Source organism: Planococcus sp. CP5-4_YE, from assembly GCF_019042655.1.
Taxonomy (GTDB): domain Bacteria; phylum Bacillota; class Bacilli; order Bacillales_A; family Planococcaceae; genus Planococcus.
Genome location: NZ_JAHPZO010000011.1, coordinates 1 through 15,494 on the forward strand (window position 1 = coordinate 1; position 15,494 = coordinate 15,494).

A 15,494-nucleotide genomic window follows, 5' to 3' on the forward strand; every position below is an offset into this window, starting at 1 on the left:
TGTCTTAAGTGGTTCAATTTTTTGTCCGAAGTTGTTCAGCGGGCTAAAGAAAGAGGAATCAGGGAGTTGGAGGATTCCATGAATAACCAATGGCTTGGGACTTACCTATTCCCTGAGAAACAAGCGATTGAAAAGGGCTATTGCCCGGTTGATTTCGAGTGGGTTCACAAAGAACTTCAAAAGAAAAACGTCACGCTGACGCTTCTGCACAATGAATACGCAAGTGCAGCCAGAGAAGATGGAAAAGTCCCTTATGCTTATCGGACATTCGCTGAAAAATATGGGAACTTCGCAAAGAAGCATAAACTGACCATGCCGATTAGAAGAAAACCAGGTGAGATCTTAGAAGTGGATTGGGCAGGAACGACGCTTAAAATCATGGATAATACGACCGGCGAAATTATACCAGCGTACGTGTTCATCGCAACTCTTCCCTACAGTCAATTGAGTTATGTAGAGGCATTTCTAGATATGAAATCAACTTCCTGGCTACGCGCCCATATTCATGCATTCGAATATTTTGGAGGCGTGGCCGAGGTTTTGGTCCCTGACAACTTAAAGACCGGCGTGACGAAGCCCCACCGGGGCGATCCCATAATTAACGAAGCTTACCGGGAATTAGCTGATTACTACCGGGCGGTTGTCGTGCCTAGTCGCGTCCGAAAGCCGAAAGATAAAGCGAGTGTAGAAGGAACTGTTGGATACATCTCAAGACAGATCATCGCATCTTTACGAAACTACCAATGTTTTCATCTTGAGGATTTGAATGCGCGGATCTTTGAAAAGCTGGAAGAAATTAATACGATGGACTTTCAAAAGCGCGAAGGTTCTAGATTCAAAGTGTTTGAAGAAGAGGAGAAGAGCCACCTTCACCCTCTACCCCCAACACGGTTCAAGATGACGGAATGGGCAACTGCCAAAGTCCAACCGAACTACCATGTTCAAGTGGACTATAAGTTCTATTCCGTTCCTTATGAATACGTCCGCGAGGATGTCGATGTTCGAATCACTGCGGATGTAATTGAATTGTACTTTAAAGATGTGCGCATTGCATCCCATCCACGCAAACGAAAATCGGAAGATTCATATGCCACAAACCTGGATCACCTGCCAGATCACCACCGGCGTTATCTCGATCATAACCCAGAAAATAACCGGAAATGGGCGAAGGAGATCGGACCAAATATGGAACGTCTGGTTGAACATATTCTAAAAACGAATGTCGAAAAGAAAGCGTTGAATATATTGAATGGATTGAGAAATACGGCTTCTAAAAAAACAAGCACAGAGCTTGAGGCAGCGACCAAGACGTTACTGAAGATATCCTCACATCCAACCGTTGCCGTGCTGAAAAGCATCTTAGCGAGGCAGAAGAAAAAGCAAGCGGACAAACAACTCGTGCGGGAACCGCAGACAGAGGATTATGGTTTTACCAGAGGCGCTACCTATTTTGGGAGGGATAAAAAATGATCAATCAAGAAACCTTACGAAAATTAATGGACATGAAGATGAGTGGAATGGCGGACTTATATCAACTGCAGAATGAAAATAAAGACTTCCAGGGGATGGATTTTGATGATCGTTTTAACCTATTGGTGGATACGGAATACGATCGCAGGAGGTCGAATAAACTGGACCGACTGATTAAACAGGCGACGTTTGATGACTCGATGTAAACGCTAAACTAGATTAAACAGTTTTCCACAAATAACGGTAAACAGATTCCGCCAATTAAGAATCAACAGTTTACCGATACCTAAGCACTTTTAATATACTTGAGAGAGTCTATTGAAAGTGAGGAATGAGGAGTGGAAAAGTTTATGATTTACAACGAGATTCACCAACTACGCAGCGCGGGATTTACGAATAGCGCGATTGCTAGAAAGCTGAAGATATCTAGAAATCGGGTGATTGATTATGGAAAGATGACACCTGATGAGTTTTGCGAATTTATTCTTTCGCTGCAAAACAGAAGCAAGAAACTGGATCCTTACCGTTCAGAAATTGTCAGCTGGCTGAAAGAGCATCCTGATCTAACAGGTGCACAGATTTTCGATTGGCTGGAGGAACGGTTGGGGGTGAATTCTATCGCTGAAAATACCGTAAGGAATTATGTGAACGAATTGCGGGAAATCTATCACATTCCCAAGCAGACTGCAGAGCGAACCTTTAGTGCCGTTCCGGAACTACCGATGGGTCAGCAAATTCAAGTGGATTTTGGAGAGAAGAAGGTATTAACTACGAAAGGGACGTTCAAGAGGTTGTACTTTATCGGCTTCGTGTTAGCACATTCGAGGTTTAAATATGTGGAGTTTTTGGACCGACCCTTTCGGGCAAGTGATTTAATCCATATGCATGAGAATGCCTTTCGCCACTTTGGCGGTATGTCGCAAGAAATCGTCTATGATCAAGATCGACTACTCATGGTTAGTGAAAATTCGGGAGATTTGATTATGACAGCCGAATTCACTAAATATCAACAGACACGAAAATTCAAAGTCTATCTTTGTCGAAAATCGGATCCCCAATCAAAAGGGAAAATCGAACAAGTCGTAAAATATGTAAAAAACAATTTCATGAAAAATCGCACCTTTGATAATTTAATGGAATGGCAAGGTGACTGCATGAAGTGGCTAGAACGAACCGGCAATAAGAAAGTGCATCACAATATCAAAAAAAGACCTTTTGAGGTGCACGCCCTGGAAAAGCAACACCTACAAAAGATCTCTGGGACTTACATTTTTGAAAAAGTCTTCACTTCGAGTATAACAAGAGATATTCAGCATGACAATGTCATTCGGTTTGAAGCAAATCGGTACAGTGTACCTCGTGGCACATACCGTAAGGGTGCGCCAAACATTGCTTATATTCAAACCGATAACGACTACCTTTATATACGTCTTCAGGAACATGGGGAGATTTTAGCGAAGCACTCATTGGCAACCGGTAAAGGATCCGTCATTTCAGACCCTTCTCATCGCGAACGAGATCAGACCAAACGGGAATTATTAATCCAACAGATTCAAAGCCAATTGACAGCAACAAAGACAAGTACCTGGTTCATTGAAGAATTAACCGAACGATATCCCCGCCACTTGATTGACCAATTGAAAGTTGTCCAATCCGTCATCGGGAACTACCCTGACTTTGTGGATGAAGCGTTAGAAGAAGTCAAACGACTTAAGCTAATGAGCGCCAACGATTTAAGGGACATCGCTATCTCGTTAGAGATAGATAGCCAGAAACAGCAAAAGAAGGTCGGCACGATAAACGAAAAGTACAAAGACATCGTAGCTCCAGAACGGACAACGGATATTTATCTCTCCGTCCTTCGAGGAGGTAAGAATCGATGAGTCATCCCTATGACGGATTACAAGAAAAGTGCCGAACCTTACGGTTAGCAGAAACGGCCAAAGAACTGCCGAATTTTCTTCGCGAAGCCGAAGCGAAGGGATGGACGTATCATGAATTTATCCATGAAGTGCTTAGTTATGAAATGCGTTGCCGAGAACGAAAAACCAGCGAAAAGCTCATGAAATGGGCGGAGTTCCCGGAGGTATTAACATTTGAGCAGTTTCGCTTGGAAGAACAAACCGCCATTGGTGAAAAGCAACTCAATGTGTTAAAAGAACTGTCTTGGATTGACAATCGTTTCACGTTAATCATGATGGGGCCGACAGGCGCTGGCAAAACTCATTTATCGACTGCATTAGGTATCCACGCCATCGAGCGTGGGTATCAAGTGTCGTTCATATCAATGGAGCGTCTCATCTATGTATTGAAATCAAAAGAATACACGAGCAAGTCAAAAACCAGATATAAGCGCATAGCGAGTTCTGATCTGATTATTATTGATGATGTCATGTATATGGCTTATGAGCCTCAAGAGGCCCATTTATTCTTCCAGTTTATTTATGAAATGTATGACAAAGCAGCCTTTATCTTGACTTCGAATAAGGGTCCAGCTGAATGGGGAAAATTTTTGGGGGATCCCACCTTAACAACGGCCATTCTAGATCGCCTTCTTCACCGGAGTGAAATTCTTACGTTTGATGAAACGCAAGACAGTATCCGGATGAAATATAGAAAGTCACTATTTGAAAATCCAGGTGTTGAATCTTAATTGGGGAAAAGTGTTGAATTCTACTTGACGGTTACACTCGAGCGCATCGGTGGAACTGATCGAGTACCACGCTGACCGTAAGTTGGATAAGCAGTTAATCTTAGAGTTGGCGTCCGGCACCTATCTTCAGAAGCATCATAACATTATCCTTATGGGTGCTTCAGGCAACGGGAAGACGTGGTTATCAAATGCCTTCGGCATTCAAGCCTGCCGGCAATTCTACAAGGTGAAATACATCCGCTTGCCCGAATTATTGGATGAACTTGCCGTTGCTAAACATGAGGCAGACGGAAGTTTTCGCAAACTGATTCAAAAATACAGATCCATTGATTTATTGATACTGGATGAATGGCTCCTGAGTGAGTTGTCGCAAGACCAAGTGCTTCACGTGTTAGAAATTATCGATGCGAGGCTCAAACGGACTTCTACCATCTTCTGTTCGCAGTTCTCACCCGAAGGGTGGCATTCCAAACTTGGACAAGCCCAAGTGGCTGATGCAATTCTCGACCGAATTGTCCATGATTCCTATAAAATATTGATCGATGGCAAAATCTCAATGCGTGAACGACATAGTTTAGTCGCGCCTCGCTGACTGCATACAGCCACTTAACAGAACCACCTGTGCCATATTTTAGAACCACTTCGGACAAAAAATTGAACCACTTAAGACATGCGAGAACCACTCCTATATAATTAGTTTGCGGAATATTTCGCAAATTGATGGTATAGGAGGTTTTTTATGATCAAATATCGGGAGATTCTCCGGCTAAATTCTCAACAAGTATCTAAACGGGGAATCGCAGCAAGCTGTAAGTGTTCACGCAACACCATCACTGAAGTGCTGGAACAAGCAGAAAGGAAAGGGATTTCCTGGCCCTTGTCGGAGGATCTCGGAGACAAAGAACTTCAGAAGCTTCTGTTTCCCGAGAAGCATGTGAAAGACGAAAGGCACTTGCCTGACATGGACTACGTCCATAAAGAAATGGCAAAAACGGGCGTGACGCTCTCACTGCTCTGGCATGAGTATGTGATTGTCTGCCGCAATGGAAATCAGATTCCCTACAGCTACCGTCAATTCTGCCGAGAATACAGCAAGTTCGTCACGACAACCAAAGCTACCATGCGCATCAAGCGTAAGCCGGCTGAAACTCTGGAAGTTGATTGGGCAGGTTCTACTATGAGCGTCCGAGATCAAACGACCGGTGAAGTGCACGAGGTCTTTCTTTTTGCGGCTACTTTGTCGTGCAGCTCCTACTCGTATGTCGAAGGATTCTATTCTATGAATTCCCTGAATTGGATCACCGGGCATATCCACGCCTTTGAATTCTTTGGGGGCGTCACCCAGACCGTGGTCCCAGACAACTTGAAAACCGGCGTCGATAAACCGTCTTATAGTGACCCTGTGATTAACCGAACGTATCAAGAGCTAGCAGAGCATTACCAGACGGTTATTATCCCCGCACGCGTCAGGAAACCAAAGGATAAACCAAGTGTCGAAGGAACCGTCGGTACAATCACCACGTGGATTATCGCTTCCTTAAGGAGCCAAGTATTCTTTTCATTACAAGAACTGAACGAAGCCGTTCGGCTTAAATTGGATGAATTCAATCAAAAAGAATTTCAAAAGAAAAAGGGAAGCCGGCTCTCTGCCTTCTTGGAAGAGGAGAAGTTTGCGCTTCTGCCCTTGCCTGCTTCCCGATACGAAATGGCTCACTGGAAGAAAGCCACCCTACAACCAGATTATCATATCGTAGAAGATAAAATGTATTATTCCGTGCCCTATGAATACATTAAACATGTGGTGGAAATCCGTATCACCCGAACGATGGTAGAGGTATTCTTTAACAACTTCCGGATTGCCTCCCACAAGCGATTGTTTGGAAAGGATGGGCAAACGTCTACGGTGTTCGAACATCTGCCCGCTAAGCATCAGCAATTTCTTCTGTTTACGCCAAAGCATTTTATTGAATGGGGAGAGTCCGTCGGACCCTCTACGGAAAAAGCAGTCCGCACGATTTTAGCCAATGGCACCAATGAAAAGCAGGCATTAAAACTGTGCCAAGGGCTGTCTAAACTCGTTGCGCAGTATAGCGAACGTGAACTCGAAGTGGCTTGCGAAAAGTCACTAACCTTCTCTCCAAGGGTGAGCTTGAATACGATCAAAACAATTCTAAAAACAGAGCGTGAAGTCAAAGCGACGACTCTGTCGCAAAAGAAAACTGTTAGCCTTTCAAAAGAGCATGGGTTTGTCAGAGGGGCAGACTATTACGGGAGGAAAGACCAATGACCATTGAATCCACGATCACCAAACTAAACGAGATGCGCTTGAGCGCGATTGCCGATACGTATTATGAGCAGATGAAAGATCCGCAATACCAGGAACTGTCGTTCGAAGACCGTTTTAATTTATTGATCGATAGTGAGTACATCCGCCGAAAGAACAATAAATTGGATCGGCTAATCCGGTCTGCGAATTTACGTATGCCCGATGCTTGTGTTGAAGACATCCAATACCACGAAGACCGCAAGCTCGATCGCACGACCATCTTGCGCTTAGCCAGCTGCAATTACATTGGCGAGAAGCAGAACGTCATCCTAAAAGGCGCATCTGGCAACGGAAAATCCTATCTGGCATGCGCGCTCGGAATCAGCGCTTGTCGGAATGGTTATACAGCCAAGTACATCCGCCTGCCCGACTTACTCGATGAGCTTGCCCTTGCACGATTGAACGGAACCTATCAGAAACACATGAAAGCTTACCGAAAGGTAAACTTATTAATTTTGGACGAATGGTTGCTTGTCTCTCTGACAGAGCACGAAGCCCGTGATGTGCTAGAAATCGTCGAAGCCAGGTATCCAGGTATCAAAACGCCTCGACCATTTTCTGTTCTCAGTTTGAACCTAGCGGTTGGTATGAACAGATTGGAGAAGCCACGCTCGCAGATGCCATCCTTGACCGTGCCATTCACAGTTCTCATTCCATTTTGATTGATGGTAAGATTTCCATGCGCGAAAGACTTGGGATTCAGTCATAAGCATAAAAAGCCGCCGTTGGGCGGCCTTCTTATTCTTATGAGTGGTTCTCAGATGTCCGAAGTGGTTCTAAATTTTGTCCGAGGTGGTTCTATTTTATGGCACGAGTGGTTCTCGAGCTTGTCTTTCTTCACTGACAATATACAAAAAGAGAGTCACCGGTAAAATCTAGCCAGTGGCTCTCTTCTATGCATTTACTGGCCACATTCTCCGCAATTGATGGCTCAAATCTCCGCACACGTGGCTTTTTCGTTCCGCAATACTCAATGATTCCCATGATTCAGTAAAAAAGGAAGAGAAATATCAAAAAATGAATCAAACCTTATCAAGGTTGGGAAGAAAGAGGCTTCCATTTTTTAGTGTAAGCAACTCGGCTCTGAGTATGTATATTAGAGAAGATGATGAGCTACGTAAAAAAGTATATAACCAATTAAAAAAAGATTTAAGTTATATACTAGGGGATTTAAAATAAATAAATTTTTCCCCAACTATAATAAATCTTATTGTAACGTTATGGCTTTGCATGCAGAAGGACTAGCACTAACAAAAATCAATTGTGTAAATGGACGTTAACAAAATGTTGTGCAAAAACATAGAAATAGCAAAGTAGCAGAGAGAACTTCAAAATAAGTCCCAAACGGCAGATACTACAAAAGTGAACTGTTTAGGATGTGATTTAAATAAAAGGATGAAAATGCTAACAACTGCACGGCGCCCCGTTTAATGAGCAGTTTATAAAAAAGGTATCCTGCAGCTAGGCTGCGATCAAATGACTTCGGTATTATGCCGTAGTCATCTTTTTTAAATTCCATGGCTTGCGCATTCCGTTGTAATGCTCCATATAGTCATCCGCCAGCCCTTTCAATTCGGCCAGGCTGATGGCGGGTTTAAAATCGACATCATCTTTGAAGTGACTAAAAAACGATTCGATGGAGGCGTTGTCGAGGCAGTTGCCCCGGTGGGAAATCGACTGCTTCATCTCATTAAAAAGCAAAAAAGAGTATCAACATTTTATAGTATATTATTAATTTTCAAATAACTCAGGTTTAATACTATCAATTATTAATTTAATTTGAATATCGAACTTTGAACCTTTAAGTGTCTTCGCTTTAACTATATTATTAATATCGATATTCTTAGCACCAATAAAGTTAGCCTTTATAAACGACGAGTTGTCGAATTCTGCTTTATTTAAATCAGCACCTTTAAATATTGCACTTTTAAAATTTGAATTAATTAATCGTGCTTGCTTAAAATCAGTGTTAGTTAAATTGGCCCCTGTAAAGTTTGTCTTATCACAAAATATATATTTCATTTTTGCTTCATTCAATGAAGCACCGTTAAAGTTTACATTCTGCAGTTTTGCGCCTTTAAAATCTGATCCAGTTAATATGGCGCCCCGAAGCGTAGCGCCCTCTAGGACTGTTCCCATTAATTCGCTATTTATAATTTTTACATTCCTAAGATGAGCATCTTTTAAAAAGCACTTGGAAAGATTAATTTTAGTATGACCATTTTGGTTTAATCGATTTATATTAGCAACTATCTTACTGGTCGCTTCTTCCCTAAACCAAAATCTAGTATCGTCGATATTACTATGATATTCTTCTATTTTCCTTTTCTCACTAATCCGGTTTGTAAAATAATATAACATCACTCCAAGAATTAGAAAATCAAATACTGAGTTATGAAGATTCACTAAAAAACCTTCCCAAAAGGAAATTTCTCCATATATGCTTTTACGTATAATAATGGGGATATAATCATATAGAAGAGTAAGCGATATAGTTGTAATTGCTAAAAGGACAAAAAAAGAAACCATTAATGCTAATTCATTTTTAAAGATCCACGAAAACACTTTTTTCAATTGAAAAACTTCCTTTATCACAATAGATTTACTTCAACCCGATAATAGATAAAAATCTTTTGACACTAAGCTACTTAAAAATAAAAAAACCCCCAAAATAGACATTTGGTGGGCAATACAATATTTCATTTTTCTACATAAGAACAAAGCTAATGAAACCTGCTTGTTTTAAAGAATTACTAATTAATTCTTTAAAACAAGCAGGACTCGAACCTGCAACCTTCTGAAATAGTTTCAGAACGCTCTAGCCAATTGAGCTATTGTTGTAATCATATTATACATAACATACTAGATACATTTCAAGTATGTTTAATATTTTAAATTCTTTTGAAAGGAACAGGCTAGTTAATAAAATTTTTATGGTTTTTTAAATTTAAACCTCATTTAGATCCAGTACGGTGAGCCGTACCACAAGTAAATGCGGTTATATCATTAAACAAACGCTATAAACGGTTCAATAAATGAAAACTATCAAAAGTAAATAAAGTTTTGGCCCATGGGATTTGCTGAACAAGGGTCTAAATTTCGTTATTTTGTTTGAATGCATTGATGATAAGATTAATATTAAGCTTATTAGAATCACTCAATAATTGAATTGGCTGGGTCGACTTTCTAAAAAAGCTATGTAATGATAAAGGGATGAATTTTAGCTTGAATTTTCTCTTAAGAAGTTTTTATCTATTGAGTTAAGAGAAAGCTTTAAGCATAGAAAGTGGGACCAAAATTAATGAAAAAAATTGGATTTGATTCGGAGAAATATTTGCAGGAACAATCAGCCTACATCCTGGAGCGGGTGCAGCAGTACGATAAACTTTACTTGGAATTTGGCGGGAAATTGATAGGCGACAAACATGCCAAGCGTGTGTTGCCTGGATTTGATGAAGATGCCAAAATCAAACTATTGCATACACTGAAAGAAAAGGCGGAAATCATTATCTGTGTCTATGCTGGAGACATCGAACGAAACAAAGTCCGTGAAGATTACGGCATCACTTATGACCAAGATGTCCTGCGCTTGATTGATGAATACCGGGCATACGGCATTTCTGTCAACAGTGTCTTGATCACCCGTTACCAGGGGCAGCCAACAGTCAAAGTATTTATGACTAAGCTTGAGAGAAGTGGAATTAACGTCTGTATTCACCGCGAAATCGAAGGTTATCCGGCAAACGTGGAGGCAGTACTTGGGGAAGAAGGATTTGCGACGAATCCTTATATTAAAACGACAAAACCAATCGTGGTAGTAACGGGCCCTGGCCCAGGAAGCGGAAAGCTTGCCACCTGCCTTAACCAAATGTACCACGAGAATAGACTTGGAAATGAAGTCGGCTATGCCAAGTTTGAGACTTTTCCAGTTTGGAACTTGCCGTTAAAGCACCCAGTAAACATCGCTTATGAAGCGGCTACTGTCGATTTAAAAGACGTAAACATGATTGATAATTATCATTATGAAGCGTATGAGAAAGTAGCGGTCAATTACAATCGTGATATTGAGACATTTCCTGTCATCAAACGGATCATTGAAAGAATCACCGGCAAAGAGTCTGTCTACAGCTCACCGACTGATATGGGGGTCAATCGCCTGAAATCGGGCATCACGGATGATGGCGTTGTCCAGGAAGCTGCCAAGCAGGAAATCATTCGGCGCAGTTTCATCGTAGAGAACGATTATAAAAAAGGGCTTGCCGATGAAGACAGTGTACGCCACATGCAAGTGATTCTAGAAGAGACCGGTTTAAAAAAAGAGGATCGGGCACCTGTATGGCCTGCGCGTAATTATGCGAAAGAAGTCCAAGCACAAATTGACAGCACGAATTTACAAGCCGTCATTGCGATAGAACTGCCTAATGGCGAGATGATCACCGGTCGAACGACCACTTTGATGGATGCTTCGGCAGCCGCGATTTTGAATGGGTTAAAGAAATTGACCAATATTTCCGATGAAATTGATTTGTTGTCGCCGGTGATTTTACAGACGATTCAACGCTTGAAAACCGATGACTTGAATAGCCGCGTCCCGACATTAAGCGCCAATGAAGTGCTCATTGCACTGGCAATCAGTGCGGTCACGAATCCTACTTCAGAGCTGGCTTATAAGCAATTGCCACATTTAAAAGACACCCAAGCTCATTCTACGGTTATATTGAACAGAGAAAACGAACAGACCTTTAAGAAGCTTGGAATCGACATCACCAATGATCCGGTATATCCAACTGAGAACCTGTATTACAATTAAATTTTAGAAAATACCTGTCTTTTTCTTCTTACATAGAAGCCTGAGGCGGATGTAGTTTCCTTTATCGCGTTTATTGAAAAGGTTCATTCTTCTTTTAATGAGAAGAATGAACCTTTTTGCTTTATTAAATTAATCGAGTGCTACTTGTGAAAGACTGTAAAAAATAAATTTGTTTCATCCGACAGGAAAATAATCTTATTCTGTTTCCTAAGTCTATTTATTTTAACGAGTAGCCGCCATCTACAACGATTTCTGCACCGTTTATATAAGATGCTTTGTCTGAAGCCAAGAAAAGCACGACTTCCGCGATCTCACTAGGTTTCCCATAATTTCCTCTAGGATGCCCTTGTGATTGCTTGTCATAATTTTCTTTCCCGCCGTATGCTTTGATGGCCAGGTCAGTTTCTGTTGGGCCAGGGGAGATGCAGTTGACGCGGATGCCTTGATTCGCAAAACGAAGGGCCGAGCTTTGGGTCATCGCGACGACGGCTGCTTTAGTGCCACTATAAGCTGGCAGCATCGGATTGACTTTATCGTTTCCGAGGATCGCGGCATTATTAATCACGACGCCATGTTTTTGCTTGCCCATCACGGCTAAGGCATATTTCATGTAGAGAAAAATCGCTGTTTGATTGACGGCAATCAACTGATTCCAGTCATCCAGTTTTACGCGAGACAAGGGTCCCATTCCGGTAGAGAGAACGCCGGCGTTGTTGAAGAGGATGTCGATTGTCTGTCCTTCAGTTTCAAGTGTGTTAAAAAAGTTTTCGATTTCTTCCGGATTTTTGTTATCCACTTGGTGAAAGTGAGCGTTTCCATCGCAGTCACTCTCGACTTGTGCGCCTTTGTCACTGTCTCTTCCCGTAAAGTGAACGCTAGCGCCTTCTTTGCAAAAGAACCGAACTACTTCCTTGCCAATTCCATCCGTTCCACCATTTACAATGACCACTTTGTCTTCGAACATCATCTGATCTCCTCCAAATATCATAGTAAATTCTGTATAATCAGTATATAGCAATCGCTTCGCTAGAGGAAATTTAGATACCCATCACTTAGACGGTAATGAAAACGAAAAAGGGGGAGAAGGCATGGAGTTAGAAAAGCAGATAGAGGAGCTGGACTTTGCGTTATTGCAGTCTTTCTCCACCAAGCACGACCGGCCTTGGGGTACATTGTTCAGCAACCCTAAGCAGCCGGATTATTATGACGCCAATCATGCTTATGTGAACAGGCCACCCGATGAGCCTGGCCATGTGATCAGTGAAGTCGTTTCGTTTTACCGAGCCTCAGGAATTACGCCCAGGTTTTATTTAGGGAATATAGAGTCATTGACCTCCTTTATGGAGATATTGAAAGAAAGTGGGTTTCAGATCGAACAGTTTTCACAGCCGATTCAATTGTGGAATCAGCAACTTGCTCCGATTCCAGTTAATGAACACATTGTCATCGAGAAAGTGACCAGCCTGAATTACGATGAGGCTTTATCCGTAGAATGCCAAATTGAAGAGTTCGGCGGGAAAGCGGTGCGCGAAAAAGTGTTTGAGACGGAATTCAACGATCCGCGCTACCGCCATTACGTTTTGAAATACGATGGCGTCCCGTGTTCTTCTGCCTGCTTGTTTGTCCACGGAACTCAGGGAAGAGTTGAAAGTGTTGCGACCATTGAGGCTTACAGAGGAAAAGGGTTAATCGGCGCGTTGCTCGAATACATACAAAAGGAAGCGCAAGCGATGGAGCTAGAAAAACTATGGGTGCATCCAATTAACGAACGGGTCGAAAAAGTGTATGCCCGCTCTGGATTCGAGACCGTCTTGAATATGCAGACGGGCCATGCGTTCTTGGATGGCAAAAGCATCAAAGAGGTACAAGCGCGCTCATAAGCGATGGAGGACCGCGATGGTTCTAAATACCGGCAAGTCCATGAGGAGGAACGCAATAGATGCAGAAATCATCTATCTTTGAGTCGGAAAGGTGCTATATCAGGCCTTTTATTGAAAGTGATTTGGACGCTTTTATTACGTACCGCAATAACCCCGAATGGATGGAATTTCAATATTTTAAGGGCTTGACCCGAGAACAATATATAGAAGTTTTATTAAGAGAGCCATCAGTGGAAAAGGGTGCCCAATTGGCGATCATCCATAAAGCCGACGAGTCTCTGATTGGGGATGTGTTTGTGAAAAAGGAAGCCGAGGCTTGTTGGATTGGCTATACCATCAACCCGATTTTTAAAAGGCAAGGCTATGCTTATGAAACGGTCCAAGCCATGATTCACTGGATCCGGCAGGCATATCCCGGACTTACCATTAAAGCCGGAACCTCTCCTGAAAACCAGGCTTCCATTCAGTTGCTTAAAAAGCTGGAGTTTACGCCTGCTGGAATGGAAGATGGGGAACTTATTTTTCAATATGTGTAATAAATCTTTTTTTGGTCTACCATAGAGAGAGCAAGGAATTAGATATGTGGGGGAACTAAACGATGAAAAAACTGGTTGTAATTTTATTCTTTGTATTAATTATAGGGGCAGCTGCTGGCTATGCATTTTCACAAACCAATTTATTTGGGGTCGCCACTAACAGCAGTTCCGACGCTTCCTTGGTGAAGGATCAAATAGTAAAAATTGCAGAATTGGCATCACTTGAGTATGAATATAGCAATGTCATAGTCAGTGAGACGGGTAAGAACATTTCCTTGCCTGGGGTATCGGATATTAAATTTGCAGAAGCGATCAGATTAATTGAATACGATGGGTATATAAAAGCGGGATCCAAAGCCTCGGAAATCGAAACTTCATACGACGAGAGCACAAAGCAATTGGTCGTGAGAGTACCGAAAGCAGAGATACTTGAGAATGTCGCGGACACTGAAAACATGGAAATAAGAGACATTAAAGACGAGTTGTTCTCGGATTATCCTTCTCAAAAAATCATAGAAGATATAAATACCGAAAAAGAGAAACTTGAAAAAGAGAAAATCGAACAAGGGTTTTTGGAAGAAGCAGACAACAACACCGAAGAGATTTTAACGGCACTGCTTGAAACTCCTGCGTATGAAGAAGTAATCATCGAATTTTATTAATGCATATAATCACAAGCCATCAAGGTTCCTGACTTTGATGGCTTGTTGCATGGAGTGATTGTTGAGTAATCAATAGAGACATTCGCTATCATTTCACCTAAAGCCCCGACTAGCGTAAAATCAAAACCAACAGATGAGAAAAGGTGGTTTTCAGGGATGGCCAAATTACCGATCATGATTGATACAGACCCGGGGATTGACGATGCGATGATGCTGACGTTGGCGTTCGCGCATGAGGAGTTCTTTGATGTGCGCTTGGTGACGACCTGTTCGGGAAATATTTCGCAGGATAAGACCAATTACAATGCACGCACGTTCTTGAGTTACATCGGGGCGGATGTGGAAGTGGCGCGCGGTTTGGAGCAGCCGATGTTCCGCGAGCTCGAGATGGCGGAAGAGATCCACGGGGAGAGCGGGTTCGGGAATGTTGAGTTTCCGCCTCCGACTTTGCCGGTGAGCGAACGTCCAGCTATTGCCGCAATGCGGGAAACTTTGCTTTTGAGCGAGGAGAAAATGACCATCGTGGCGACTGGCCCATTGACGAATGTGGCGGCGTTATTATTGGCGCATCCGGAAGTGAAGCCGAAAATCGAGCGCATTTCGTGGATGGGCGGAGCGGCAGTCGGCGGCAATATGTCGCCGTCCGCTGAATTCAATGCCTATGTCGACCCGCATGCGGTGGAAATCGTCTTCCGCTCGGGAGTTCCGGTCGTCATGAGTGGCTTGGATGTGACCCATAAAGCATTTGTCACGCTGGAGGAAGCGAAAGGTATTTTGGCTATTGGTACCGAATTTGCTAAGAAGGCATATGGTCTCGTTACGCATTATTTGGATGTCATCAAGAGAACGCCTTTTCACGAAGACAACTATGATCAAGTGCTGCATTTCCATGATGTCTGCGCGGTTATGTATTTATTGAGACCGAAATTGTTTGAAGGGCAGGATTGTTTTGTGGAAGCATCGCTCGAAGGCATTACGGCGGGCGCCACAGTGGTTGATTTCACGAACCGGACAGGCAAAAAGCCGAATGTCCATGTGCTGCATAGCGTGGATCGCGAAGCGTTCGTTGAGGAGTTTGTAAAAGCGGTAAAAGTTATTTCGGATCGCGTGGAATCTCGTTGATTTGATAGCTCGACAACTCATAAGAAAGCAAGGTG

At 42.5% G+C, this 15,494-nt stretch carries 13 protein-coding genes and 2 pseudogenes; 12 read left to right on the top strand and 3 right to left on the bottom strand.

Annotated elements, in window-relative coordinates; translation table 11 throughout:
- The 7 genes and pseudogenes from istA (KTG14_RS12430) to istB (KTG14_RS12460) all read left to right on the top strand — a co-directional run.
- The coding region (istA, locus tag KTG14_RS12430; protein WP_216971222.1) for an IS21 family transposase at positions 1–1,470 on the top strand (1,470 nt) is incomplete at its 5' end.
- Complete coding sequence (locus tag KTG14_RS12435) at positions 1,467–1,676, top strand: IstB-like ATP-binding domain-containing protein (RefSeq protein ID WP_216971223.1); 210 nt, start codon at positions 1,467–1,469, stop codon at positions 1,674–1,676. The genes istA (KTG14_RS12430) and KTG14_RS12435, both read left to right, overlap by 4 nt.
- Positions 1,677–1,820: 144 nt before the next feature.
- The gene (gene istA, locus KTG14_RS12440; protein WP_216971224.1) at positions 1,821–3,353 is read left to right on the top strand and encodes an IS21 family transposase; all 1,533 of its coding nucleotides are present in this window, start codon (positions 1,821–1,823) and stop codon (positions 3,351–3,353) included.
- A complete protein-coding gene (istB, locus tag KTG14_RS12445; RefSeq protein ID WP_216971225.1) occupies positions 3,350–4,123 on the top strand; it encodes an IS21-like element helper ATPase IstB in 774 nt (257 codons plus the stop codon). Before istA (KTG14_RS12440) ends, istB (KTG14_RS12445) begins: the two co-directional genes overlap by 4 nt.
- Before the next feature lie 31 nt (positions 4,124–4,154).
- A pseudogene (locus tag KTG14_RS12450) lies at positions 4,155–4,715 on the top strand (ATP-binding protein); the annotation flags it as partial.
- A gap of 147 nt (positions 4,716–4,862) precedes the next feature.
- Positions 4,863–6,410, top strand: a complete 1,548-nt coding sequence (istA, locus tag KTG14_RS12455) for an IS21 family transposase (protein ID WP_216971226.1) — start codon at positions 4,863–4,865, stop codon at positions 6,408–6,410.
- Positions 6,407–7,158 (top strand): annotated as a pseudogene (istB, locus tag KTG14_RS12460) (IS21-like element helper ATPase IstB). Before istA (KTG14_RS12455) ends, istB (KTG14_RS12460) begins: the two are co-directional and overlap by 4 nt.
- A 779-nt stretch (positions 7,159–7,937) precedes the next feature.
- Here istB (KTG14_RS12460) and KTG14_RS12465 read toward each other — a convergent pair.
- Both KTG14_RS12465 and KTG14_RS12470 read right to left on the bottom strand, forming a co-directional pair.
- The gene (locus KTG14_RS12465) at positions 7,938–8,135 is read right to left on the bottom strand and encodes an integrase core domain-containing protein (RefSeq protein WP_216971227.1); all 198 of its coding nucleotides are present in this window, start codon (positions 8,133–8,135) and stop codon (positions 7,938–7,940) included.
- A gap of 45 nt (positions 8,136–8,180) precedes the next feature.
- Positions 8,181–9,014, bottom strand: coding sequence for a pentapeptide repeat-containing protein (locus KTG14_RS12470; protein ID WP_308461997.1), 834 nt, complete (start codon positions 9,012–9,014; stop codon positions 8,181–8,183).
- A 736-nt stretch (positions 9,015–9,750) separates the two neighbouring features.
- On the opposite strand from KTG14_RS12470, the gene KTG14_RS12475 reads away from it, so the two are divergent.
- The gene (locus tag KTG14_RS12475; RefSeq protein ID WP_216971229.1) at positions 9,751–11,259 is read left to right on the top strand and encodes a DUF1846 domain-containing protein; all 1,509 of its coding nucleotides are present in this window, start codon (positions 9,751–9,753) and stop codon (positions 11,257–11,259) included.
- A gap of 217 nt (positions 11,260–11,476) precedes the next feature.
- Here the strand turns inward: KTG14_RS12475 and KTG14_RS12480 are convergent, their stop codons facing one another.
- On the bottom strand, positions 11,477–12,226 hold the full coding sequence (locus KTG14_RS12480) for an SDR family NAD(P)-dependent oxidoreductase (protein ID WP_216971230.1): 750 nt from the start codon (positions 12,224–12,226) through the stop codon (positions 11,477–11,479).
- 121 nt (positions 12,227–12,347) lie between these two features.
- On the opposite strand from KTG14_RS12480, the gene KTG14_RS12485 reads away from it, so the two are divergent.
- From KTG14_RS12485 to KTG14_RS12500, 4 genes are all read left to right on the top strand, one after another.
- On the top strand, positions 12,348–13,139 hold the full coding sequence (locus KTG14_RS12485; protein WP_216971231.1) for a GNAT family N-acetyltransferase: 792 nt from the start codon (positions 12,348–12,350) through the stop codon (positions 13,137–13,139).
- 59 nt (positions 13,140–13,198) lie between these two features.
- Entirely contained in the window at positions 13,199–13,675 is a 477-nt protein-coding gene (locus KTG14_RS12490; protein ID WP_216971232.1) for a GNAT family N-acetyltransferase, read from the top strand.
- Between the two features lie 62 nt (positions 13,676–13,737).
- The gene (locus KTG14_RS12495) at positions 13,738–14,337 is read left to right on the top strand and encodes a DUF4230 domain-containing protein (protein ID WP_216971233.1); all 600 of its coding nucleotides are present in this window, start codon (positions 13,738–13,740) and stop codon (positions 14,335–14,337) included.
- A gap of 156 nt (positions 14,338–14,493) precedes the next feature.
- Positions 14,494–15,459, top strand: a complete 966-nt coding sequence (locus tag KTG14_RS12500) for a nucleoside hydrolase (protein WP_216971234.1) — start codon at positions 14,494–14,496, stop codon at positions 15,457–15,459.
- Positions 15,460–15,494: the final 35 nt, after the last annotated feature.